Annotated in this window: 16 protein-coding genes; 6 read left to right on the forward strand and 10 right to left on the reverse strand. The window is 69.4% G+C overall.

Annotation, left to right across the window (positions count from 1 at the left end; all coding sequences use genetic code 11):
• Nucleotides 1-262 precede the first annotated feature (262 nt).
• Nucleotides 263-826 carry a hypothetical protein gene (locus tag MSPGM_RS23260; protein WP_261926022.1) on the forward strand — a complete coding sequence of 188 codons (564 nt, stop codon included), beginning with the start codon at nt 263-265 and terminating at the stop codon, nt 824-826.
• A gap of 149 nt (nt 827-975) precedes the next feature.
• Here the strand turns inward: MSPGM_RS23260 and MSPGM_RS23265 are convergent, their stop codons facing one another.
• Together MSPGM_RS23265 and MSPGM_RS23270 are read right to left on the reverse strand one after the other, a co-directional pair.
• On the reverse strand, nt 976-1,896 hold the full coding sequence (locus MSPGM_RS23265; RefSeq protein ID WP_003603341.1) for a pyridoxamine 5'-phosphate oxidase family protein: 921 nt from the start codon (nt 1,894-1,896) through the stop codon (nt 976-978).
• Nucleotides 1,893-2,519 carry a glutathione S-transferase family protein gene (locus MSPGM_RS23270; RefSeq protein WP_003603343.1) on the reverse strand — a complete coding sequence of 209 codons (627 nt, stop codon included), beginning with the start codon at nt 2,517-2,519 and terminating at the stop codon, nt 1,893-1,895. Before MSPGM_RS23270 ends, MSPGM_RS23265 begins: the two co-directional genes overlap by 4 nt.
• Before the next feature lie 144 nt (nt 2,520-2,663).
• Here MSPGM_RS23270 and MSPGM_RS23275 point away from each other — a divergent pair, with 144 nt between their 5' ends.
• Entirely contained in the window at nt 2,664-3,569 is a 906-nt protein-coding gene (locus tag MSPGM_RS23275) for a LysR family transcriptional regulator (protein ID WP_003603345.1), read from the forward strand.
• Nucleotides 3,570-3,598: 29 nt separating this feature from the next.
• Here the strand turns inward: MSPGM_RS23275 and MSPGM_RS23280 are convergent, their stop codons facing one another.
• The 8 genes from MSPGM_RS23280 to MSPGM_RS23315 form a co-directional block, all read right to left on the reverse strand.
• Nucleotides 3,599-5,203 carry a sulfite reductase subunit alpha gene (locus MSPGM_RS23280; protein WP_003603347.1) on the reverse strand — a complete coding sequence of 535 codons (1,605 nt, stop codon included), beginning with the start codon at nt 5,201-5,203 and terminating at the stop codon, nt 3,599-3,601.
• Nucleotides 5,200-6,990 carry a NirA family protein gene (locus tag MSPGM_RS23285; protein WP_003603348.1) on the reverse strand — a complete coding sequence of 597 codons (1,791 nt, stop codon included), beginning with the start codon at nt 6,988-6,990 and terminating at the stop codon, nt 5,200-5,202. The genes MSPGM_RS23280 and MSPGM_RS23285 overlap by 4 nt, the downstream gene beginning before the upstream one ends.
• Before the next feature lie 11 nt (nt 6,991-7,001).
• On the reverse strand, nt 7,002-8,222 hold the full coding sequence (locus MSPGM_RS23290; RefSeq protein ID WP_003603350.1) for an NAD(P)/FAD-dependent oxidoreductase: 1,221 nt from the start codon (nt 8,220-8,222) through the stop codon (nt 7,002-7,004).
• A 25-nt stretch (nt 8,223-8,247) separates the two neighbouring features.
• On the reverse strand, nt 8,248-9,042 hold the full coding sequence (locus MSPGM_RS23295) for an ABC transporter ATP-binding protein (RefSeq protein ID WP_003603352.1): 795 nt from the start codon (nt 9,040-9,042) through the stop codon (nt 8,248-8,250).
• A 12-nt stretch (nt 9,043-9,054) separates the two neighbouring features.
• Entirely contained in the window at nt 9,055-9,912 is an 858-nt protein-coding gene (gene ntrB, locus MSPGM_RS23300) for a nitrate ABC transporter permease (RefSeq protein WP_003603353.1), read from the reverse strand.
• Nucleotides 9,912-11,204 carry a CmpA/NrtA family ABC transporter substrate-binding protein gene (locus MSPGM_RS23305; protein WP_003603354.1) on the reverse strand — a complete coding sequence of 431 codons (1,293 nt, stop codon included), beginning with the start codon at nt 11,202-11,204 and terminating at the stop codon, nt 9,912-9,914. Before MSPGM_RS23305 ends, ntrB begins: the two co-directional genes overlap by 1 nt.
• Before the next feature lie 331 nt (nt 11,205-11,535).
• Complete coding sequence (locus tag MSPGM_RS23310; protein WP_003603355.1) at nt 11,536-12,552, reverse strand: CmpA/NrtA family ABC transporter substrate-binding protein; 1,017 nt, start codon at nt 12,550-12,552, stop codon at nt 11,536-11,538.
• Nucleotides 12,549-13,136: an ANTAR domain-containing response regulator gene (locus tag MSPGM_RS23315; protein ID WP_003603356.1), complete on the reverse strand. Its 588-nt coding sequence runs from the start codon at nt 13,134-13,136 to the stop codon at nt 12,549-12,551. The genes MSPGM_RS23310 and MSPGM_RS23315 overlap by 4 nt, the downstream gene beginning before the upstream one ends.
• A gap of 252 nt (nt 13,137-13,388) precedes the next feature.
• Between MSPGM_RS23315 and MSPGM_RS23320 the strand changes: the two genes are divergently transcribed.
• The 4 genes from MSPGM_RS23320 (at nt 13,389) to MSPGM_RS23335 (ending at nt 21,263) form a co-directional block, all read left to right on the forward strand.
• Nucleotides 13,389-14,009 (forward strand): hypothetical protein, encoded by a 621-nt coding sequence (locus tag MSPGM_RS23320; RefSeq protein ID WP_015857558.1) that lies wholly within the window; start codon nt 13,389-13,391, stop codon nt 14,007-14,009.
• 221 nt (nt 14,010-14,230) lie between these two features.
• A complete protein-coding gene (locus tag MSPGM_RS23325) occupies nt 14,231-16,090 on the forward strand; it encodes a glycoside hydrolase family 15 protein (protein ID WP_003600147.1) in 1,860 nt (619 codons plus the stop codon).
• A 50-nt stretch (nt 16,091-16,140) separates the two neighbouring features.
• Nucleotides 16,141-18,216, forward strand: a complete 2,076-nt coding sequence (gene tkt / locus MSPGM_RS23330; protein WP_003600149.1) for a transketolase — start codon at nt 16,141-16,143, stop codon at nt 18,214-18,216.
• Nucleotides 18,217-18,437: 221 nt separating this feature from the next.
• Entirely contained in the window at nt 18,438-21,263 is a 2,826-nt protein-coding gene (locus MSPGM_RS23335) for a bifunctional transaldolase/phosoglucose isomerase (protein WP_003600150.1), read from the forward strand.
• The last annotated feature ends 105 nt before the right edge of the window (nt 21,264-21,368 follow it).

The following is a 21,368-nucleotide window of genomic DNA, read 5'->3' on the forward strand; positions in this document are numbered from 1 at the left end:
CACGATGGCCTTGAGTCGTTTTAGGAAAAGCGCCCTGTGTTGCGGGCGGCCCGGGTCGAAGACGCGGCCGGCCGCATGGCGCCGTTTTCTGAAACATCGTCTCGGACGCGAGAATGCTGATATCGGGAGCACAGGCCGAAGAGGCGGTGAGAGGGGCGGCGGAAGAGCCGATGACGGCTGACGGCGCGCAGGAGGCCGGCGGGACCGGTGAGGGGCACGGGAGGTAACGTCCGCGGTTCTGTCGCGGCGTCTCGCGATCCCGGTGATCCTGGCCGCGGGCTGGGGCGCCCTGTTCGCTTACACCCTGATCGTGCTCACCGATGACGGTCCCGTGGCGGCGCCGGCCGGTCAGACTCGATTCGCGCCGACCGACAGCATCGACGTCCCGGAGGTGCGGTTGCCCGAGCCGGAGCGGCCGGCGACGCCCGCCGCCAACCCGCGGCGGGTGCTTACGGTCGCCGCGCCCGCACCGCCGCTGGAGACGGTGGTCCCCCTCGCCGAGCCGCGGCCCGCCGCTCCGCTGGTGGAGCGTGCCGCCTTCGTCGGCATCTGGGGGCCGACCCCGGTGGCCTGCGGCCAGCGCCAGCGCCGCCGCGGTTTCCTGCCCGCCACGATCACCGAGGACGGCGCCAAGGCCGGGCGCACCACCTGCCGCTTCCGCAACAACCGCCGCGAGGGCAGCGCCTGGACCATGGCCGCCGATTGCAGCGAGCGCGGCCGCCGCTGGACCTCACAGGTCCGCCTCCTCGTCGAGCATGACCGGCTCACCTGGACGAGCGGCAAGGGCCAGGCGAACTACATCCGCTGCAGTCGGAAATCCGACTGATACGGTTTCCGCTTTATGAAAGCGGGGATCGTATCAGCAAGCCCGCGCGGCGCCTGAGAAGGGTACCCATCGTGCAGGCACGATGGGATCACACCGAAGAGCAAATCCGTCATCCCGAAGGGATCAACCGGATTTGGTATGAGGCGTAACTACGCCGCCCTGTGCTCGACGAAGCGCAGCCCTAGCGCGCGAGGCCGGACCACGACCCGCTCCGGCACGAACCGCCACAGGCGCTCGGCGCCGTCGATCCGTTCGTCCTCGTTCGGATCGAGCATGATCTCGGTGCGTCCGCTCATCTGCAGCAGAGCGCCTGTCGCAAAATCCGGAAAGACCAGTCCAGCGCGCGGATTCGCCAGCAGGTTGCCCAGCGTGTTGAAGAAACGGTTGCCGGAATAGTCGGGCACCGTGAGGCCACCCTCCGCACCGACCCGAACGAAGCCGGACCGCCCTCCCCGGTGCGAGACATCGACCTGCCGCCGGCCCCCCGCATCCTCGACGAAGCTCGCCACGAAGAAGGTGTCGGCCGCCGCGACGAGAGCCCGCGCCGCCGGATCGAGCCCGTCCGACAGGACGGGGCGGGGCCGGGTCGCCCCGTCTCCGATGCGGGGTCCTTCATGCCGGCTGCGGATGTATTGCGGGCAATTCCCGAAACTCTGCTCGACGCGGATCGCGAAACCCTCCGGCCCAGCGCGCTCGACGGTTCCGTTCAGGCGGTTGCGGCGGCGCGTGGCCAGTTCGATGCCGAGCAGCGCCACCCCGTCGCCGTCCTCCAGTCCCGCCTCGGCGGGATCGTCCGGATCGCGGCGCCCGTCCACCTGGAGCCGAAACGGGTCCGTCGCGTGCAGGAATCCCGGTTCGCCCTCCCGCAACGTCGCCCAGGGGCGGCCCTCCCCATCCACGCTCCCGAGGACGGCGAAGGGCAGGAGCGGAAAGAACGCCCGGTGCTGCTCGGTCAGGTGATCGCGGATCACCCGCGGGCCGAGTTCGGCCATCCGGCCAGCCATGCCGACACTCTCTTGGATCGCCACCTCGCCCCGGTGCCAGGGGGAGGCTGCGGCTTGCCCGTTCATGCGGAGGCTCCTGTCGCGTTCAGGCCGACCGGCGAGGCCGGGAGTGACACGAAGCCGGGCAGCGCCTCGATGCGGGCGAGCCAGGCGCGGACGTTTTCGTAAGCCGCGAGATCGACGTTCCCCTCGGGCGCGGCGGCGATGTAGCTGTAGAGCGCCACGTCGGCGATGGTCGGACGGTGGGCGGCGAGCCAGTCGCGGGACGACAGTTCCGCATCGATCAGCGCCAGAATCTTATGGGCGCGCGCGATCACCTCCCCCGCATCGAAGCCGGCGCCGAACAGCGTGACGAGGCGGGCGGCGCAGGGGCCGAAGGCGATCGGGCCGGCCGCGACGGAGAGCCAACGCTGCACCCGCGCGGCCCCTTCCGCATCCTCGGGCAGCCAATCGCTGCGCCCGAGCTTCTTCGCGAGGTAGACGAGGATGGCGTTGGAATCCGGCACGATCGTTCCGTCATCGTCGAGGACGGGAACCTGCCCGAACGGGTTGATCGCGAGAAAATCCGGCGAGCGGTTCTGCCCTCCGGCGAAATCGACCTCGACGGTCTCATAGGGCTGGCCGAGCAGCGACAGGAACAGGCGTGCCCGGTGGGCATGGCCCGAGAGCGTCAGGCTGTAGAGCTTCACGGCGTCGTCTCCTCCCGGCCGCGGGATCGGCCGTGGGGTGGATCACACTCCTTCTCCGCCGCGAGGTGAACCGGCATTGTCGGCAAGCGACTGTTGCGTGCAGCGGAATAATCGCCACTCTGCCCCAGACAGGGAGGGGCCGCGATGGACCGGCTGCAAGGGATGCGGGTGTTCGTGCGGGTTGCCGAGAGCGGCGGCTTTGCCGGGGCGGCCCGTGCGCTGTCCATGAGTCCGGCCGCGGTCACGCGCGCCGTGGCGGCCCTCGAAGCGGTAATTGGGGCGCGGCTGTTCATCCGCACCACGCGCTCGGTGAAGCTCACCGAGGCCGGCGGTCGCTATCTGGAGGATTGCCGCCGGATCCTCGCCGAGATCGCGGAAGCGGAGGCCGCTGCCGCGGGCTCGACCGCGACGCCGACCGGTGTCCTGACGCTGACGGCCCCGGTGCAGTTCGGGCGGCTCTACGTGTTGCCGGTGGTGACCGATTATCTCACGCGCCACCCAGCGGTGACGGTCCGCGCGCTGTTCCTCGACCGGATCGTCAACCTGATCGAGGAGGGCATCGATGTCGGCGTGCGGATTGGACATCTGGCCGATTCCGGGCTCACGGCGACCCGCGTCGGCAGCGTGCGCCGGGTCGTCTGCGCCGCACCGAGCTATCTGGAGCGGCACGGCGTGCCCGAAACACCCCGCGACCTGCGCGATCACGCGGTGATCGGCGCGTCAAACCCCGGTACCCTGCCGGAATGGCGGTTCGGACCCGAGGGGCGCACCACGGTGGGCGTTCATGCCCGGCTCGTCTGCAACACGGTCGATGCGGCGCTGGCGGCGGCCCTCGACGGTTGGGGGATCGCGCGTCTGCTGTCCTATCAGGTCGCGTCGGCGGTGGCGGAAGGGCGCCTGCGCATCCTACTCACGGATGACGAGGAGGCGCCGGTTCCGATCCACGTCGTCAGTCCCGGGGGACGGCGGGCGCCGGCCAAGACCCGCGCCTTCGTCGATCTCGCCGCGGCACGGCTGCGCGCCGATCCGCGGGTCAACCCGGCGGCCTGAGGCGGTGGGAGGGGAAAACCCCCTCCCCCTCAGTACACGTCGGCCTGATAGCGCCCGCTCTTCTTCAGGGCGGCGAGGTAGGCCACGGCCTCATCGGGGTTCTTGCCGCCGAACTGGGCGGCGACGTCGATGATCGCCCGCTCCACGTCCTTGGCCATGCGCTTGGCATCGCCGCAGACGTAGAAATGGGCGCCGCCCTCCAGCCATTTCCACAGCTCGGCGCCGTTCTCGCGCATGCGGTCCTGCACGTAGGTCTTTTCCGTGCCGTCGCGCGACCAAGCGAGCGAGAGGCGGGTCAGCACCTTGTCTTCCTTGAGGCCGTTCAGCTCGTCCTTGTAGAAGAAGTCGGTCGCCTGCCGCTGGTGGCCGTAGAACAGCCAGTTGCGGCCGGGGGCCTTCGTGGCCGCGCGCTCACGCAGGAAGGAGCGGAACGGGGCGACGCCGGTGCCGGGGCCGCACATGATCACGTCCTTGCCCGCATCCGCCGGCAGGCCGAAGCCGTGTGCCTTCTGCAGGTAGATCCTGACCTTCGTCTGCTCCGGCAGACGCTCGCCCAGATGCGTGGAGGCAACGCCGAGGCGCAGGCGCGAGCGGTGGTTGTAGCGCACCGCATCGACGGTGAGCGAAACCCGGCCCTCATCCATCTTCGGCGAGGAGGAGATCGAGTAGAGCCGCGGCTGCAACTCGTCGAGCGCCTCGAGGAAGACCTCGGCATCGGGGCGCGCACCGGGGAATTTGTGGAGCGCACCGAGCACGTCGAGATGCTGCGCATCGCCGTCCGGATCCTCGCCGGCCGCCAGCGCCTGCGCCTTCTTCCGGGCGGCACCCGAGGTCAGCAGCGAGAGGAGCTGGTAGAGGTTGTCCGGCGCAGCACCCAGGGAATACTCGGTCAGCAGCCGGTCGCGCAGAGTCTTGCCCGCGATCATCCGCTCGGGCCGCGTGCCGAGTTCGGCGATCACCGCATCGACCAGGGCTGGGGCGTTGGCGGGGAACAGGCCGAGGGAATCGCCCGCCTCGTAGGTGATCGGCGTGTCCCGCAGGTCGATCTCGATGTGCCAGGTCTCCTTCTCGCCGCCCGGCGCGTTGAGGCGCGTGCGGGAGAGGAAGGTCGCCTCCACCGGGTTCTCCCGGCAATAGCCCAGCGGCCCGAGTTCCGGCTCCTTCTTCGGAGCGTCGCCCGCCTCCGCCTTCGGTGCGGCCGTGCCCCCCGCGGCGCCGAACTCCTCGTCCAGCTTCTTGAGCATCCGGAGCGTTTCTTTGCCGCCGGGCTGGCAAAGGTTCAGCCGCTCCTCGCTCTTGAGGAAGATCGCGTTGGCATAGTCGGCGCAGTTGTAGCCGCACTGTCCGCAATCCTGCTGGGCCATGGCGGCCATCAGCTTCTGCGGCTCGGAGCGGTCCTTGGCGATCGCCATGCGGTCGTTGATCGGCATCGACGGGTCGTGCCAGGGCGCGTCGTCGTTGTCGGCCAGCTTCGGGCCCGTGGACGGCGCCTCGCCGGGGGCGAGCGCGGTGGCGCCTTCCACGGCGGGGCCCAGCAGCGCGGCGAAGTAGCCGGACAGCCAGGAGCGCTGATCGGCGTTGAAGGGGGCGCTCTCGGGGATGAGAACGAGCGGGGGCGCGACGTGCTGGGTCATGCGGCGGCCTTGAGGGCAGGTTGTTCTTCGGCGGCGTCGCGCAGGGCTTCGGGGCCGGTGCGCGCGGTGAAGGCCTGGAAGCTCTCCTCCGGGCCCTGGCGGCGGGCGAGATAGGCGTTGAGCAGGGCCTCGACGCGCGAGGGCGCGTCCTCGGCCTTCACCGCCTTCCAGATCTCGGTGCCGATCTTCGGGTTCTCGGCGAATCCGCCGCCGACCACGACGTCGTAGCCCTCGACGGTGTCGCCCTCCTCCGAGACGACGACCTTGGCGCCGATCAAGCCGATATCGCCGATGTAGTGCTGGGCGCAGGAATGGTGGCAGCCGGTGAGATGCACGTTCACCGGCACGTCGAGGTTCGGCACGGTCCGCTCGACATGGTCGGCGATGATCATCGCGTGGCCCTTGGTGTCGGAGGCGGCGAACTTGCAGCCGCGCGAGCCGGTGCAGGCGACGAGGCCCGAGCGGATGCCGGCGGCCTTCACGGTGAGCCCGAGCGCGAGCACCCGTTCCTCGACCTCGGCCACCTTCGCGTCCGGCACGCCGGAGAAGATGAAGTTCTGCCAGACCGTCATGCGGATCTGGCCGTCGCCGCATTCCGCGGCGATCTTCGCCAGCCCGCGCATCTGGTCGGTGGTCATCTTGCCGACGGGGAGGACCACACCGACCCAGTTCAGGCCGGGTTGGACTTGGGCATGGACGCCGACATGGCTGAAGCGGTCGGTCGGCCGGCGCGGCGCGACATGGGCGGCGTCGACCCGGTCGAGCTTGCGCCCGAGCTTCTCCTCGACCGCGGCGATGTACTTGTCGAAGCCCCAGGCGTCGAGGACGTACTTCATCCGGGCCTTGTTGCGGTTGGTCCGATCGCCGTTCTCGATGAAGACCCGGATGATCGCGTCGGCCACAAGGTTGCAGTCCTCGGGCCGTAGGACGATCCCGGTGTCGCGGGCCAGATCCTTGTGGCCCGAGATGCCGCCGAGCACGAGGCGCATCCAGACGCCGGGCGCGACCGGGGCGCCCTCCAGCACCTGGATCGCCTGGAAGCCGATGTCGTTCGTCTCTTCGAGCGCCGGCATCACGCCGCCGCCGTCGAAGGAGACGTTGAACTTGCGCGGCAGGCCGTAGAGCGAGCGGTCGTTCAGGATCCAGTTGTGCCAGGACTTGGTGAGCGGACGGGTGTCCAGCAGTTCCTGCGCGTCGATGCCGGCGGCCGGCGAGCCGGTGACGTTGCGGATGTTGTCGGCGCCCGCGCCCTGCGCGGTCAGGCCGAGATCGATCAGCCCGTCGAGGAAGGGCTGGGCGTGCTCGGGCGCGATCTCGCGCACCTGCAGGCCCGCGCGGGTGGTGACGTGGCTGTAGGCGCCGCCATGGGCGTCGGCGAGGTCGGCGAGGCCGGCGAACTGCCAGTGGTGCAGGATGCCGTTCGGAACCCGGATCCGGCACATGTAGGAGGTCTGGGTCGGCGCGACCCAGAACATGCCGTGGTAGCGCCAGCGGAAATTGTCCTCGGGCTTCGGAGCCTTGCCCGTGGCGGCCTCCGCCTTCAGCCGGTTATGGCCGTCGAACGGGTTCTCGGCGCGCTTCCACTTCTCCTGGTCGCAGAGCTTGCCGCCCTCCTTCACGGTGCGGATCTGCGCCTTGATGTGGATCGCGTCCGGGCCCGTGGGCTCGGCCGGCGCGCTCGCCGGGGCTTGGCCTGCGGCGAGGCCGCCGGTCATGCGGGCCGCGGCGATGCCGGAGGCGAAGCCTTCCAGGTAGCGCTTCTGCTCGGCGTTGAATTCGTCTGCCATCGCTGCCTCACTCACGCTGCGAGGGTTTTCGGGGCCGGGCCGAACATCAAGTCGTCCCGGTCGTCAGGGGAGAGCGGCGCGCCGGAGCGGATCAGCTCCTTGCAGCGCGCCTGCTCCGCGATATCGCCGACGAAGACCGCCCCCGCGAGGCGGCCGTCGGCGATGATCAGCTTGCGGTAGAGGCCGGCGGCGGCATCGTGCATCACGACCGCCTCGGCACCCTCGGGCGTATCGACCAATCCGGCCGAGAAGACTGGCAGGCCCGACACCTTGAGGCTGGTGGCAAGGGACGTGCCGGGATAGGTCGCCGCCTCGCCGAGAAGCGCCCGCGACAGCACCTCGGCCTGCTCGTAGGCGGGCTCGACGAGGCCGTAAACGACGCCCCTGTGCTCGGCGCATTCGCCGAGCGCATGGATCGCCGGATCGGAGGTGGTCATCCGGTCGTCCACCGTGATGCCACGCCCGCAGGCGAGCCCGCAGGACTGCGCCAGGGCGGTCGAGGCGCGGATGCCGACCGACATCACCACGAGATCGGCCGGGATCACGCTGCCGTCCTTCATCCGCAGGCGCTCGACGCGTCCGTCGCCCTCGATCGCGGCGGTGTCGGCGGACAACATCACCTTGACGCCGCGCGCTTCCATCGCCGTGCGCACGAGGCGGGCGGCCGCGTGGTCGAGCTGGCGCTCCATCACCCGGTCCATGACGTGGATCAGCGTTGTGTCGACCCCGAGCCGGGCGAGCCCGACCGCGGCCTCCAGGCCCAGAAGCCCGCCGCCGATCACCACCGCCTTGGCATGCTCGACGGCCGCTTTGCGGATCGCCGCGACGTCGGCGAAATCGCGGAAGGTGAGGACGCCGGGCAGGTCGATGCCGGGCAGCGGCAGCCGGATCGGCAGCGAGCCCACCGCCAGCACCAGCTTGTCGTAGGGCAGCACATGGGCCGAGCCGACCAGCGCGATGCGGTTCGCCCGGTCGATCTCGGTCACCGGTGCGCCGGTGACGAGACGGATGCCGTGCTCCTCGTACCAGGAGAGCGGACGGAAGCCGCAGGCCGCCTCGTCCACCTCGCCGCCGAGAAGCGAGGAGAGCAGCACCCGGTTATAGGCCGCCACCGGCTCGGCGCCGACCACCGTCACGTCGTAGCGGCCCGGCGCGCGCTCCGTCAGCCGCTCGAGGAAGCGGAGTGAGGCCATGCCGTTGCCGACAACAACGAGTCTGTCCTTCACGCTCATGAACTCGTGATCCCCCTTCACGAACTCAGGCAGCGAGAGCAGGCTTGGCGTGGCGGGCGTAGAGGAATTCCAGCACCGCGGCGCGGGCGTGGACGTAGGTCGCGTCCTCCACGAGGTCGAGCCGGCGGCGGGGCCGCGCCAGCGGCACGGGCAGGATCTCGCCGATGGTGGCCGACGGCCCGTTCGTCATCATCACGATGCGGTCGGAAAGCAGCACCGCCTCGTCCACGTCGTGGGTGATCATGATGACGGTGTTCTTCAGCCGCTGCTGGATCTCCATGGTCTGGTCCTGGAGGTGGGCGCGGGTCAGCGCGTCGAGCGCACCGAACGGCTCGTCCATGAGCAGCACGGTCGGCTCCATCGCGAGCGCGCGGGCGATGCCGACGCGCTGCTTCATGCCACCCGAGATCTCGTTCGGGCGCTTGTCGGCGGCGTGCACCATGTTCACGAGCGCGAGGTTGTGCTCGATCCACTGGGTGCGCTCGGCGCGGGTCTTCTTGCCCTTCGAGACCTTGTCGACGGCGAGCGCCACGTTCTCGCGCACGGTGAGCCAGGGCAGCAGCGAGTGGTTCTGAAACACCACCGCGCGGTCAGGGCCGGGGGCGTTCACCTCGCGCCCGTCCAGCAGCACGCCGCCGGTCGAGGCCTTGAGCAGGCCGGCGACGATGTTGAGCACCGTCGACTTGCCGCAGCCGGAATGCCCGATGATCGAGACGAACTCGCCCTTGGCGATGTCGAGGTTCACGTCGCGCAGCACTTCCGATGCCTTGCCGCCGCGATGAAACGTGATGCCGACCTGGGAGAGGGAGAGATGTGCCATGTTCTTAATCCCTCACGCTGCGCTGGTGCCGCGGGTCACGAGCACGCCGAGCCCGGCGACCATCCGGTCCAGGACGAAGCCGATGAGCCCGACATAGACGAGGGCGACGATGATCTCGGAGATGTGCGACGAGTTCCACGCGTCCCAGATGAAGAAGCCGATCCCGACGCCGCCGATCAGCATCTCGGCCGCGACGATGGCGAGCCAGGACAGGCCGACGCCGATGCGAAGACCGGTGAAGATGTAGGGGGCCGCCGAGGGCAGCATGATCTTCACGAAGAACTCGATCGGGTTCAGCCGGATGACCGCGGCGACGTTGCGGTAGTCCTGCGGAATGTTGCGGATGCCGACCGCGGTGTTGATGATGATCGGCCAGATCGAGGTGATGAAGATCACGAAGATCGCGCTCGGTTGGCCGTCGCGGAAGGCGGCGAGCGAGAGCGGGAGCCAGGCCAGCGGCGGGATCGTGCGCAGGATCTGGAAGATCGGGTCGAGCCCGCGCATCGCCCAGTCGGACTGGCCGACCAGCGTGCCGAGCATCACGCCCGCCACCACCGCCAGCGAGAAGCCCAGCGCCACGCGCTTCAGGCTCGCGGCGATATGCCAGAACAGGCCCTTGTCGGTGCCGCCGTTGTCGTAGAACGGATCGATGATGATGTCCCAGGCTTCCGTCACCACCCGCGAGGGCGGCGGCAGGCCGGCGGTGGGGGAGGAGCACAGCACCTCCCACAGGAGCAGGAAGCCCGCCAGGACGACGAGCGGCGGCAGGACGCGGGCGGCGACGCCGCGCAGCCCGGCCAGGGTGATGAAGGGCGTGCGGGCCTTGGCGGCGCGCTCGCGGGTTGCGGTGAGCGTTGCTCCGGTAGCCATCACGCGACCTTCTTGATGCCGAGGCTGTTGAGGTAGGCGGCCGGGTTTTCCGGATCGAAGACCTTGCCGTCGAACAGCGTCTCGACGCCGCGCGAAGTGGAGGTTGGAATCGCCGCAACGCCGAGCGCCTTGGCGGCCTCGCGCCAGAGATCCTCACGGTTGACCTTGGCGATCAGCGCCTTGGTGTCGGTCTGGGCGTCGAACTTGCCCCAGCGGATGTCCTCGGTGAGGAACCAGAGGTCGTGCGACTGGTACGGGTAGGAGGCGTTGTCGCCCCAGAACTTCATGATGTGCGGGCTGTTCTCGACGACGCGGCCGGTGCCGTAGTCGAACTTGCCCTTCATGCGATCGACGACGTCGGCGACCGGCACGTTGATCCACTGGCGCTTGGCCACGATCGCCGCCATCTCGTCGCGGTTCTCGGGCTTGTCGCACCATTGCTGGGCCTCCATCACCGCCATCAGCAGCGCCTTGGCGGCGTTGGGGTATTTGTCGACCCAGGCCGCGCGCATGGCGAAGGCCTTCTCCGGGTGGTCCTTCCAGAGTTCGCCCGTGGTGATGGCGGTGTAGCCGATGCCCTGGTGGATGAGCTGCTCGTTCCACGGCTCGCAGACGCAGAAGCAGTCCATCGTGCCGACCTTCATGTTCGCCACCATCTGGGGCGGCGGCACGACGATGGTCTCGATGTCCTTGTCGGGGTCGATGCCGCCGGCGGCGAGCCAGTAGCGGATCCAGAGGTCGTGGGTGCCGCCGGGGAAGGTCATGGCGGCCTTCACCGCCTTGCCCGACGCCTTCTTGGCTTCCAGCGCGGCTTTGAACGGCTTGGTGTCGAGCCCGATCTTGTGGTCGATATGCTCCTTGGCGATCGAGATGCACTGACCGTTCAGGTTGAGCCGGGCCATGATGTACATCGGCACCGGCACGTTGTTCTGCGTCACTCGGCCGGCGGAGATCAGGTAGGGCATCGGGGTGAGGATGTGGGCGCCGTCGATGCCGTTGCCCTCGGAGCCGAGCACGAGGTTGTCGCGGGTGGTGCCCCAGCTTGCCTGCTTCAGCACCTCGGTCTCGGGCAGGCCGTACTTGGCGAAGATGCCCTTCTCTTTGGCGACAAAGAGCGGCGCGGCATCGGTGAGCGCGATGAAGCCGAGCTTGGCGCCCTTCACCTCCGGCCCCGCGCCCTGCGCGAAGGCACCGGCCGGCAAGGCGGCACGAGCCGCACCCGCGAGGGCGAGGGCAGCCGCCGCCCCCTTGAGGACGCCGCGGCGGGTCGTGTTGCCGTGATCGATGCTCATCCGCTCTTCGCTCCGGTGCGCTGTCTGCACATGGAAAAGGCCGCCGTCCGGGATCGCCTGCGCGATCGACCTTCGTCGCGTGCGGGCAGTCCGGATCAGCGGCCTTGCTGACGTTTGGGGCGCGTCGTCGTTGACGAGCCCGTGCGAACATCTCTGCAGGAGCCGTGCCAATTGCGCGGAAGAGCGTGCCGCCCCTCTCGGAGCGCCGGCATCACGGGTTTGCTGCGCTGCCCGCGCTCAGCGGCCCAACAATTTCATGCGGTGCACAAAAAATGGGCCGATGCTGCTGCGCGATGCAGCCCAAGCCGGTCCCATGCGGCTGAAAAAGTGATCAGCCGCCGATGGCTGCGGCGAAGAGGTCGGGCCGGTAGAGCGCCGCCGCCCGGTCCGCCGCGTCGCCGCCGGACGCCACCTGCCCGCAGGCGGCCATCTGCGCCACCAGCCACCGGGCATGCTCTCGGTCCGGCCGGTGGGTCGCCGCGTCGAGGCGCAGATAGTCCGGGTTCGCCCGCTCGGTTCCGTCCCGATCCACGATCAGCGCGCCACTGAGCGTGCGCGCGAGAAGCGCGGCATCCGCGTCGAGTTCTGCCCGTTCGGCGAGCAGACGGCTCAGGGCCTCGCGATTCTCGGGGGCGGCGCACCAAAGTCCGGCGCGGTGGACGGCCCTGACCAAAGGTGCCGTGAAGTCGGCCCCCTCCGCGGGCAGCGCCAGCACCTTCTCCGGGCAGTCGGGCGCGATCTCGCAGCCGAGTGCCGCGATCCGGCCGAGGCCGGCGGCGACCGCGACGCTGTTCCAGGGAGCGCCAACGCAGAAGCCGTCGATCCGCCCGCGCCGGAGCGCATCCACCGTCTCCGGCGGCGGCACCACGACCAGCCGCACCGTTGCGTCGAGGTCGAGCCCGCTCAGGCCGGCGAACAGGCGGAGCTGGTAGGAATGGCTGGAGAAGGGATGCACGGTGCCGATGACGAGCGGACGCCCCTCCCCGGCCCGCGCGCGGGCGACCGCCGAGAAAGCCGCAGCTACGTCACCGAGCCCGTCGCTCTCCGGGGCCATCGCCGCCCAGAGCGCGTTCGAGACGGTCACGGCGTTGCCGTTGAGGCCGAGCGCCATCGGCACGCTCAGACGGGCCTCCGGCCCCGAGAGCCCGAGCGCGCTGGCGATGGCGAGCGGCCCGAGCATGTGCGCGGCGTCGAGATGGCCGAGCGCCAGCCGGTCGCGCAGGGTTGCCCAGGAGGGCTCGCGCGCGAGTTCGATCTCGAGCCCCTCGGCGCGTGCGAAGCCCAGTTCCGCCGCCGCGATCACGGGGGCGGCGTCGGTGAGGGGGACGTATCCGAGTCTGATCCTCATCCGAGTAGATCCGCCGCGGTGACGATGGCGCGGGCGATGTCGACGATCTTGCGCTTCTCGTTCATCGCCTGCCGCCGCAGGAGCTTGTAGGCCTCGTCCTCGCTCATGCCCTTGCGCGTCATCAGGATGCCCTTGGCGCGCTCGATCAGTTTGCGGTCGGCGAGTTCCGAGCGGGCCTCGTCGAGTTCGCGCTGGAGCCGGGCGAAGGCATTGAAGCGCAGGATCGCGATGTCGAGGATCGGCCGGATCCGTTCCGAGCGCAGCCCGTCCACCACATAGGCCGAGATGCCCGCATCGACCGCCGCCTGCATCATGGTCTGGTCCGAGCGGTCCACGAACATCGCCACCGGCCGCTCGGCCTGCCGGGACAGGCCCGACATCTGCTCCAGCACGTCCCGGCTCGGGCTCTCCAGATGGACCACGATCACGTCGGGCTTCAGGCTCGCCACCCGCGCCTGGAGGTCCGGCCCGTCCGCAAGCACGACGACGTTGCCGACGCCGGAGGCGCGAAGGCCCTCCTCCAGGATCGCGGCGCGGGCGCGGCTCGGATCGATCACGGCGACGGTGAGGCTGGTCTCGGTCATCGAGGGCCGGAGTGGTTCGATCCGTTCGAGGAAGGCATAGGCGAGGAAGGCACGGGGTAAAGAAGGCGGTCCGTCTACATGGAGGCACGTGCGGACGCACCTGCCTCGTGAGGGGCGGACGCATCGCAGGCAAGCCGTATGCCCGCCCGGTCCATAACGACAGTTACAAACCGACATCGGCCGGCCCCGCTTCTGCCGCAAACCGGGGCGCACACTCAAGCCGCTCGCGAATCTATCAGGAGGGGCCGGTTCATGCGCGTCGTCGATCCGCTGCGAAAGCCGGACGTGTCCGCGACCCCTCGCGCCGTGCTTCCCCCCCTGCTGCCGACCCTCGGCCTCGCCGTGGCCGCCGCCCTGCTGTCGCTCGTCTGCCGCGAGCCGGCCAAGGGGCCGACCATGCCGCCGGTCGAATCGGCGCGGCCCGTGCCGGCCATGGCTGCGGCGCCCGGCTTCACGGTGTTCGATCCGGGCAAGGCCCTGCTCGCCGATGTCGAGGCGGGTCCGGCCAGCGAGGCCTTCGCCCGCCTCGTGCCCCTCGTCGCCGCAAACGAGGCCGCCCCACCGCAGGCCCGCCCCCCGCGCCTTGCCACCCGAACCGAGCGCCGGCGCGCCACCGCGAGCCGGATGGCGACGACGCAGCCCGCGAGCCCGGCGAAAGCCGCGTCCGAGCCGGTCGTCTCGGCCCCAGCCGCCATGGCGCGTGTGGAGGACGAGAGTGATCGCGTCCTGCCCGCAGGCGCCCTCCCCTTCGCCGCCGTCGACGCGGTCTGGGATGCGGCCCGTACGGCCGGCTCCGGCGCGGCGACCAAGGTCACGACCAGCGTCACAAGCCTGAGCGGCTCGGTCGTCAGCCTCGTCTCGGATCTGCGCTGAGACGGAGCGCGGTGCGCCGCCAAGCGCGCGGTCTTCACAATCGTTAGCCCCGAAACCTTGCGAAGCGCGGCCGCTGCGCCACTTCGCGCGGAGCAGAACCGCGATCACGTCCACCGCGTCGCCGACGCGGCGGCTTTTTCGTGCGTGATGCTCTGCGAGTGAGGCCGAAGCCCGCGTATCCCCCGCGTCGTTCGGCTCAGGGTACGGCGACGGAGACCGGGATGGCGGGACGGATCGAGGATTACGCCCTGATCGGCGACGGGCGCACCGCGGCCCTGGTCGGGCGCGACGGCAGCATCGACTGGCTGTGCATGCCGCGCTTCGATGCCTCGGCCCTGTTCGCGAGCCTCCTCGGAACGGAGGAGCACGGCTTCTGGAAGCTCGCTCCGGCGGCGGAGGGGGCGCAGCATTCCTGGCGCTACCGCGGCGGCTCGCTGGTGCTGGAGACCACGCACAAGACCCATGAGGGCGAGGTCCGCGTCACCGACTTCATGCCCGTCGGCGACGGCAGCCACGTGATCCGCCTCGTCGAGGGGGTGCGCGGCCGGATGGCGATGCGGATGGAGCTGGCCGTGCGCTTCGATTACGGCTCGGCGGTGCCCTGGGTGTCGCGCAGCGAACTCGGGGATCTGCGCGCCATCTCCGGGCCGCACAAGGTGGTCCTGCGCACCAACGCGCCGATGCGCGGCTCCGCCCACCAGACCACGATCTCGGAATTCACGGTCTACAAGGGCGACGCGGTCCGCTTCGTGCTGAGCTACGGCGCCTCGCACGAGGACGATCCTGCACCGATCGAGCCGCGCCGCTGGCTCGACGACACCAACCGCTTCTGGCGCGAATGGTCGAGCCGCTGCACGCTCCAGACGCCTTGGGACGCCATCCTGCGCCGCTCGCTCCTGACGCTGAAGGCGCTGATCTACCAACCGACCGGCGGGATCGTCGCCGCGCCCACAACGTCCCTGCCGGAAGAACTCGGCGGCGTGCGCAACTGGGACTACCGCTTCTGCTGGCTGCGCGACTCGACCTTCACGCTGCTGGCGCTGATGGATTCAGGCTACATTGAGGAGGCCCGCGCGTGGCGCGACTGGCTGACCCGGGCGGTGGCCGGCAACCCGGAGCAGGCGCACATCCTCTACGGCATCGCCGGCGAGCGGCTGCTGCCGGAGATCGAACTCGATTGGCTGCCCGGCTACGAGGGTTCGCGGCCCGTGCGCGTCGGCAACGCGGCGATCGCGCAGTTCCAGCTCGACGTCTACGGGGAGTTGTTCGACGCCCTGTTCCAGGCCCGTGCCCGCGGCATGGGGCAGAACAAGGACGGCCTGCGCGTCGGCCAAGCGATCATCAAGCACCTCGAGACGGCGTGGCGCCAGCCCGATGAGGGCATCTGGGAGGTGCGCGGCGGGCGGCGCCACTTCGTCCATTCCAAGGTGATGGCCTGGGTGGCCTTCGACCGGGCGATTCGCAGCGTCGAGCTGATGGGTGACGACGATCCGCACACCGTCGAAGCGCCACTCGCGCACTGGCGGGCGATCCGCGACGAGATCCACGCCGAGGTCTGTGCCAAGGGGTTCGACCCGGAGCTGAACAGCTTCGTCCAATCCTACGGAAGCAAGGCGCTCGATGCGAGCCTCTTGCTGATCGCGCATATGGGCTTCCTGCCCCAGGACGATCCCCGCGTGGTCGGCACGGTGGCGGCGGTCGAATCGCATCTGATGCGCGAGGGCTTCATCCTGCGCTACGAGACCGAAGGCCAGACCACCGACGGCCTGCCCGGCAACGAGGGTGCCTTCCTGCCCTGCAGCTTCTGGTACGCCGACAATCTGATCGGCCTCGGCCGCTGCGACGAGGCTCGCGACCTGATCGAGCGCCTGATCGGTGTCTGCACCGACCTCGGATTGGTCTCCGAAGAGTACGACGTGCACGCGAAACGGCTGGTGGGGAACTTCCCTCAGGCGTTCACGCATGTTGCGCTCGTCAACACGATCCTCAATTACAGCCGCGCGACCGGTCCTGCGAAGGAACGGGGCAGCGGCGCGGACGTATCCGAGTCGAGGGTAGGCGAATCCATCGCAGCGCAGTAGTCGCACTCCGTCAGACGGCGGGCGATGGAAGCGAGAAAGACGGTAACTCCATGAGCGGTGCAGACACGAGCCCGAAGGCGGCCCTGAGCCAGGGCGACAAGCTCGCGATCGACACGATCCGGACGCTCGCGATCGACGCGGTGCAGAAGGCCAATTCCGGACATGCCGGCGCGCCGATGGCGCTGGCGCCCGTCGCCTACACCCTGTGGAACCGGTATCTGCGCTACGATCCGGCCCATCCGCATTGGCCGAACCGCGACCGCTTCGTGCTCTCGGCGGGTCACGCCTCGATGCTGCTCTACGGGCTGCTGCACTTGGCCCGCGTGGCCGAGAAGGACGGCGGTAATTCCCCCGCCATCTCGCTGGACGACATCAAGAAATTCCGGCAGCTCGACAGCCGCACGCCGGGCCACCCGGAATATCACTTCACCACCGGCGTCGAGACCACCACCGGGCCGCTGGGCCAGGGCGTGGCGAACTCCGTCGGCATGGCGATGGGCGGCCGCTTCAAGGGCGAGCGCCTGAATCGGCCCGACCTGCCGCTGTTCGACTACAACGTCTACGCCATCTGCTCGGACGGCGACCTGATGGAGGGCGTCAGCCAGGAGGCCGCCTCGATCGCCGGGCACCTGCGCCTGTCGAACCTCTGCTGGATCTACGACAACAACACCATCACCATCGAGGGCCACACCGAACTCGCCTTCTCGGAAGAGGTCGCCGCGCGCTTCCTCGCCTATGGCTGGCAGGTGCTGCGGGTGGCCGATGCCAACGACACCCACGCCATCGCCTCGGCGCTCGAGACCTTCCTGCAATCGAGCGACCGCCCGACCCTGATCATCGTCAACTCGATCATCGGCTACGGTGCACCGACCAAGCAGAACACGTCGAAGGCCCATTCCGACGCGCTCGGCCCCGACGAGGTGAAGGGCGCCAAGCGCGCCTATGGCTGGCCGGAGGACTCCGAGTTCCTGGTGCCGGACGGCGTCTACGACACCTTTGCCGACGGCATCGGCAAGCGCGGCGCCGCGCTCTACAGTCAGTGGCAGGGCTTCTTCGAGGCCGCAAAGGCGGCGGATGCGGAGCATGCCGAGGAACTGTCGGCCTTCCTCGAAGGCCGCCTGCCCGAGGGCTGGGACCGCGACATCCCGGTCTTCGAGGCCGACGCCAAGGGGCTCGCGACGCGCGAATCCTCGGGCAAGGTGCTCAACGCCATCGCCCAGCACGTGCCGTTCCTGCTCGGCGGCTCGGCCGATCTGGCGCCGTCCAACAAGTCGAACCTCACTTTCGAGGGCGCGGGCTCGCTGACGCCGTTCGAGCCGGGCGGGCGCAACATCCATTTCGGCGTGCGCGAGCACGCCATGGGCTCGATCGTGAACGGGCTCGGGCTCGTGGGCTTGCGCGCCTACGGCGCGACCTTCCTCGTCTTCGCCGACTACATGCGCCCGCCGATCCGGCTCGCCTCGCTGATGGAGCTGCCGGTCTTCCATATCTTCACCCACGACTCGATCGGCGTGGGCGAGGACGGGCCGACCCATCAGCCGGTGGAGCAGATCCTCTCGCTGCGCTGCATCCCCGGTCTCCTGACCCTGCGCCCGGCCGACGCCAACGAGGTGGCCGAGGCCTACCGCGTAATCTTCTCGCTGAAAAATCAGCCAGCGGTGCTGGCCCTGTCGCGCCAGCCGCTGCCGACCTTCGACCGCTCGAAATACGCCCCCGCCTCCGGCACCGCGAAGGGTGCCTACGTGCTCGCCGATAGCGAGGGAACGCCGGACGTGATCCTGATCGGCACGGGCTCCGAGGTGCAGCTCTGCGTCGGCGCCTACGAGACCCTGAAGGGCGAGGGCGTGAAGGCGCGCGTCGTCTCGATGCCGTCCTGGGAGCTGTTCGAGCGCCAGGATGAGGCCTACCGCAACAGCGTCCTGCCGCCGGAGGTTCTGGCGCGCGTGGCGGTGGAGCAGGGCAGCGTGATCGGCTGGGACCGCTACGCCGGCTCCTCGGGCTCGATCGTCGGCATGCACACCTTCGGCGCCTCGGCTCCGATCAAGGATCTGCTCGGCAAGTTCGGCTTCACCGCCGAGAAGGTGATCGAAGCGGCCCGCGCGCAGGCGGCCAAGTACAAGAAGTAGGGCGCGCAGACGTTGAACCCTCTCCCCTGAAGCGGGAGCGGGTGGCCCGCGAAGCGGGTCGGGTGAGGGGAGCGCCGGCTCTAGAAAGATTGGAGCCGGCCCCTCTCCCGCCCTGCATCCGCAGGGCACCCTCCCCCGCAGAGGGGGGAGGGTTAAGGCGCCCGCGACCGCCCTATCTACTGGGCACGGGGACGCACAAGAATTACGCGAGGACGCTAGAGATGAACGCGCTGAACGCCCTCTTCGCCGAGCACGAGCAGGCGGTCTGGCTCGATTTCGTGGCCCGCGGCTTCATCGCCAAGGGTGAACTCCAGGCGTTGGTGGAGAAGGACGACCTGCGCGGCGTCACCTCCAACCCGGCCATTTTCGAGAAGGCGATCGGCCACTCGGCCGAGTACGACGACAGCCTCAAGGCCGTGCTGAGCCAGGGCGATGCCCGCGTCATCGATCTCTACGAGGGGCTCGCCATCGCCGACATCCAGGCGGCGGCCGACGTCCTGCGCCGGGTCTACGACACCAGCGACGGCGCCGACGGCTATGTCAGCCTCGAAGTCTCCCCCTACCTCGCCCTCGACACCGAGGAGACCTTGAACGAGGCCCGCCGCCTGCACGCGGCGGTCGGGCGCGACAACCTCATGGTCAAGGTGCCGGCCACCCCCGCCGGCCTGCCGGCGATCCGCCAGCTCACGGCGGAGGGCATCTCGGTCAACATCACGCTGCTGTTCTCGCAGAGCGTTTACGAGGAGGTCGCCAACGCCTTCATCGACGGGCTGACCGAGTTCGGCGCCAAGGGCGGCGACGTCTCGAAGGTCGCGAGCGTGGCGAGCTTCTTCATCAGCCGCATCGACAGCCTCGTCGATAAGAAGCTGGACGAGGTCGGCGGCTACGAGGATCTCAAGGGCAAGGTGGCGATCGCCAACGCCAAGCTCGCCTACCAGCGCTACAAGCGCATCTTCTCCGGGCCGAAATGGGAGGCGCTGGAGGCCAAGGGGGCGAAGGCGCAGCGCCTGCTCTGGGCCTCCACGGGCACCAAGAACAAGGCCTATTCCGATGTGCTCTACGTCGAGGAGCTGATCGGCAAGAACACCGTCAACACCATGCCGCCGGCCACCATGGACGCGTTCCGCGACCACGGCCGGGTGCGCGCGACGCTGGAGGAGAATATCGGCGAGGCCGAGACCGTGATGGCACGGTTGGCCGAGGCCGGCATCGACATCGAGGCGGTGGCGCGCCAGCTCGTCGAGGAGGGCGTGCAGCTCTTCGTCGATGCCGCCGACGCTCTGCTCGGCGCGGTCGCGGGCAAGCGGGCGGCGTTGCTCGACCATCGGCTCGACGCGCAGACCTTCAAGTTCGACGAGCCGCTTCAGGCGGCGACCGACAAGGCGGTCGAGTCCTGGCGCGCGAGCGGCGCGATCCGCCGGCTCTGGGCGCACGACGCCACCGTCTGGACAGGCCGTGACGAGGGCAAGTGGCTCGGTTGGCTGCGCATCGTCGAGGACGAGCTGGAGCGGGTCGATCTCTACGAGAGCTTTGCCGAGGAGGTCCGTGCCGAGGGCTTCACCGATGCGGTGGTGCTCGGCATGGGCGGCTCCAGCCTCGGCCCGGAGGTGATCTCCGCCACCTATGGCCACCGCGAGGGCTTCCCGAAGCTGCGCATCCTCGACTCGACCGACCCGGACGAGGTCCGCGCCGTCGAGGCCGCGGTTAACCTGGAGACGACCCTCTTCATCGTCGCCTCGAAGTCCGGCTCGACCCTCGAGCCCAACGTGTTCCGCGACTACTTCCTCGGCCGGATGAAGGAGGTCGTCGGCGCCGACAAGGCGGGCCGGCATTTCGTCGCCGTGACCGATCCCGGCTCGGCGATGGAAAAGGCCGCCAAGGACGACAACTTCCGCAAGATCTTTCTGGGCGTGCCGCAGATCGGCGGGCGCTACTCCGTGCTCTCGGCCTTCGGTCTCGTTCCCGCGGCGGCGGCCGGCGTCGAGATCCGCGAATTCCTCGACAGCGCCCGGATGATGGTCCGCTCCTGCGGGCCGGCGGTGCCGCCCGCCGTGAATCCCGGCGTGCGCCTCGGCGCGGCGATGGGTGTCGCGGCCAAGGATTTCGGGCGCGACAAGATCACGATCATCGCCTCCCCCGGCATCGGCACCTTCGGCACCTGGGCCGAGCAGCTCATCGCTGAATCGACCGGTAAGGAAGGCGTCGGCATCATCCCCGTCGAGGGCGAGCCGGTCGGCGTGCCGGCCGTCTACGGCGAGGACCGGCTGTTCGTGTATCTCCGCCTGACCAGCCAGGCCGATGCGCGCCAGGACGAGGCGGTGAAGATCCTGGAGAGCGAGGCGCAGCCGGTGGTGCGCATCGATCTCGACAAGGTGGAACAGCTCCCGCAGGAATTCTTCCGCTTCGAGATCGCGACCGCCGTGGCCGGGGCGGTGCTCGGCATCAACCCGTTCGACCAGCCCGATGTCGAGGCGAGCAAGATCGAGACGAAGAAGCTGTTCGCCAGCGCCGAGGAGACCGGCGCCCTGCCGGCCGAGACGCCGATCTTCGAGGACGAGACGGTCGCGCTCTATGCCGATGCGGCCAACGCGGAGGCCCTGCGCTCCGGCGAGGGCTTCGAGGCGATCGTGGCCGCGCATCTGGCGCGGGTGAAGCCGTGCGACTACGTCGCCGTGCTCGCCTATGTGGAGCGCAACGAGGCGCATCAAGCGGCGTTGCAGGAGGCCCGGCTGACGGTGCGCGACGCGCGTCAGGTCGCGACCTGCCTCGAGTTCGGCCCGCGCTTCCTCCACTCGACCGGGCAGGCCTACAAGGGTGGTCCCGCTTCCGGCGTGTTCCTCCAGATCACCGCGGACCCCTCGGCCGACCTGCCGATCCCCGGGCGCAAGCTCGGGTTCAAGACGGTGATCGCGGCGCAGGCGCGGGGCGATTTCGCCGTGCTGTCCGAGCGCAAGCGCCGGGCGCTGAGAATCCACCTCAAGGGCGGTGATGTCTCCGGCGGCGTGAAGCGCGTCGCCGCGGCGATCAAGGCAGCAGTCGCCGGATAAGGCTTCCCTCCCTCTCCCCGCTGTGCGGGGCGAGGCCCGCAGGCACCCTGTCGCGCCTGCGGGAAGCGGAGGCTTAGCCGAAGCGATGGTGAGGGGGCGGCTCCA

Origin of the sequence: Methylorubrum sp. GM97 (assembly GCF_024347855.1) — a bacterium.
Taxonomy (GTDB): domain Bacteria; phylum Pseudomonadota; class Alphaproteobacteria; order Rhizobiales; family Beijerinckiaceae; genus Methylobacterium; species Methylobacterium extorquens.

Coding starts and splice junctions, on each gene's coding strand:
- MSPGM_RS23290 (WP_003603350.1), bottom strand. CDS start 8,222: ATGAGCGTGAAGGACAGACTCGTTGTTGTCGGCAACGGCATGGCCTCA.
- MSPGM_RS23280 (WP_003603347.1), bottom strand. CDS start 5,203: ATGACCCAGCACGTCGCGCCCCCGCTCGTTCTCATCCCCGAGAGCGCC.
- MSPGM_RS23275 (WP_003603345.1), top strand. CDS start 2,664: ATGGACCGGCTGCAAGGGATGCGGGTGTTCGTGCGGGTTGCCGAGAGC.
- MSPGM_RS23335 (WP_003600150.1), top strand. CDS start 18,438: ATGAACGCGCTGAACGCCCTCTTCGCCGAGCACGAGCAGGCGGTCTGG.
- MSPGM_RS23315 (WP_003603356.1), bottom strand. CDS start 13,136: ATGACCGAGACCAGCCTCACCGTCGCCGTGATCGATCCGAGCCGCGCC.
- MSPGM_RS23295 (WP_003603352.1), bottom strand. CDS start 9,042: ATGGCACATCTCTCCCTCTCCCAGGTCGGCATCACGTTTCATCGCGGC.
- tkt (WP_003600149.1), top strand. CDS start 16,141: ATGAGCGGTGCAGACACGAGCCCGAAGGCGGCCCTGAGCCAGGGCGAC.
- MSPGM_RS23285 (WP_003603348.1), bottom strand. CDS start 6,990: ATGGCAGACGAATTCAACGCCGAGCAGAAGCGCTACCTGGAAGGCTTC.
- MSPGM_RS23320 (WP_015857558.1), top strand. CDS start 13,389: ATGCGCGTCGTCGATCCGCTGCGAAAGCCGGACGTGTCCGCGACCCCT.
- MSPGM_RS23325 (WP_003600147.1), top strand. CDS start 14,231: ATGGCGGGACGGATCGAGGATTACGCCCTGATCGGCGACGGGCGCACC.
- MSPGM_RS23265 (WP_003603341.1), bottom strand. CDS start 1,896: ATGAACGGGCAAGCCGCAGCCTCCCCCTGGCACCGGGGCGAGGTGGCG.
- MSPGM_RS23305 (WP_003603354.1), bottom strand. CDS start 11,204: ATGAGCATCGATCACGGCAACACGACCCGCCGCGGCGTCCTCAAGGGG.
- ntrB (WP_003603353.1), bottom strand. CDS start 9,912: ATGGCTACCGGAGCAACGCTCACCGCAACCCGCGAGCGCGCCGCCAAG.
- MSPGM_RS23310 (WP_003603355.1), bottom strand. CDS start 12,552: ATGAGGATCAGACTCGGATACGTCCCCCTCACCGACGCCGCCCCCGTG.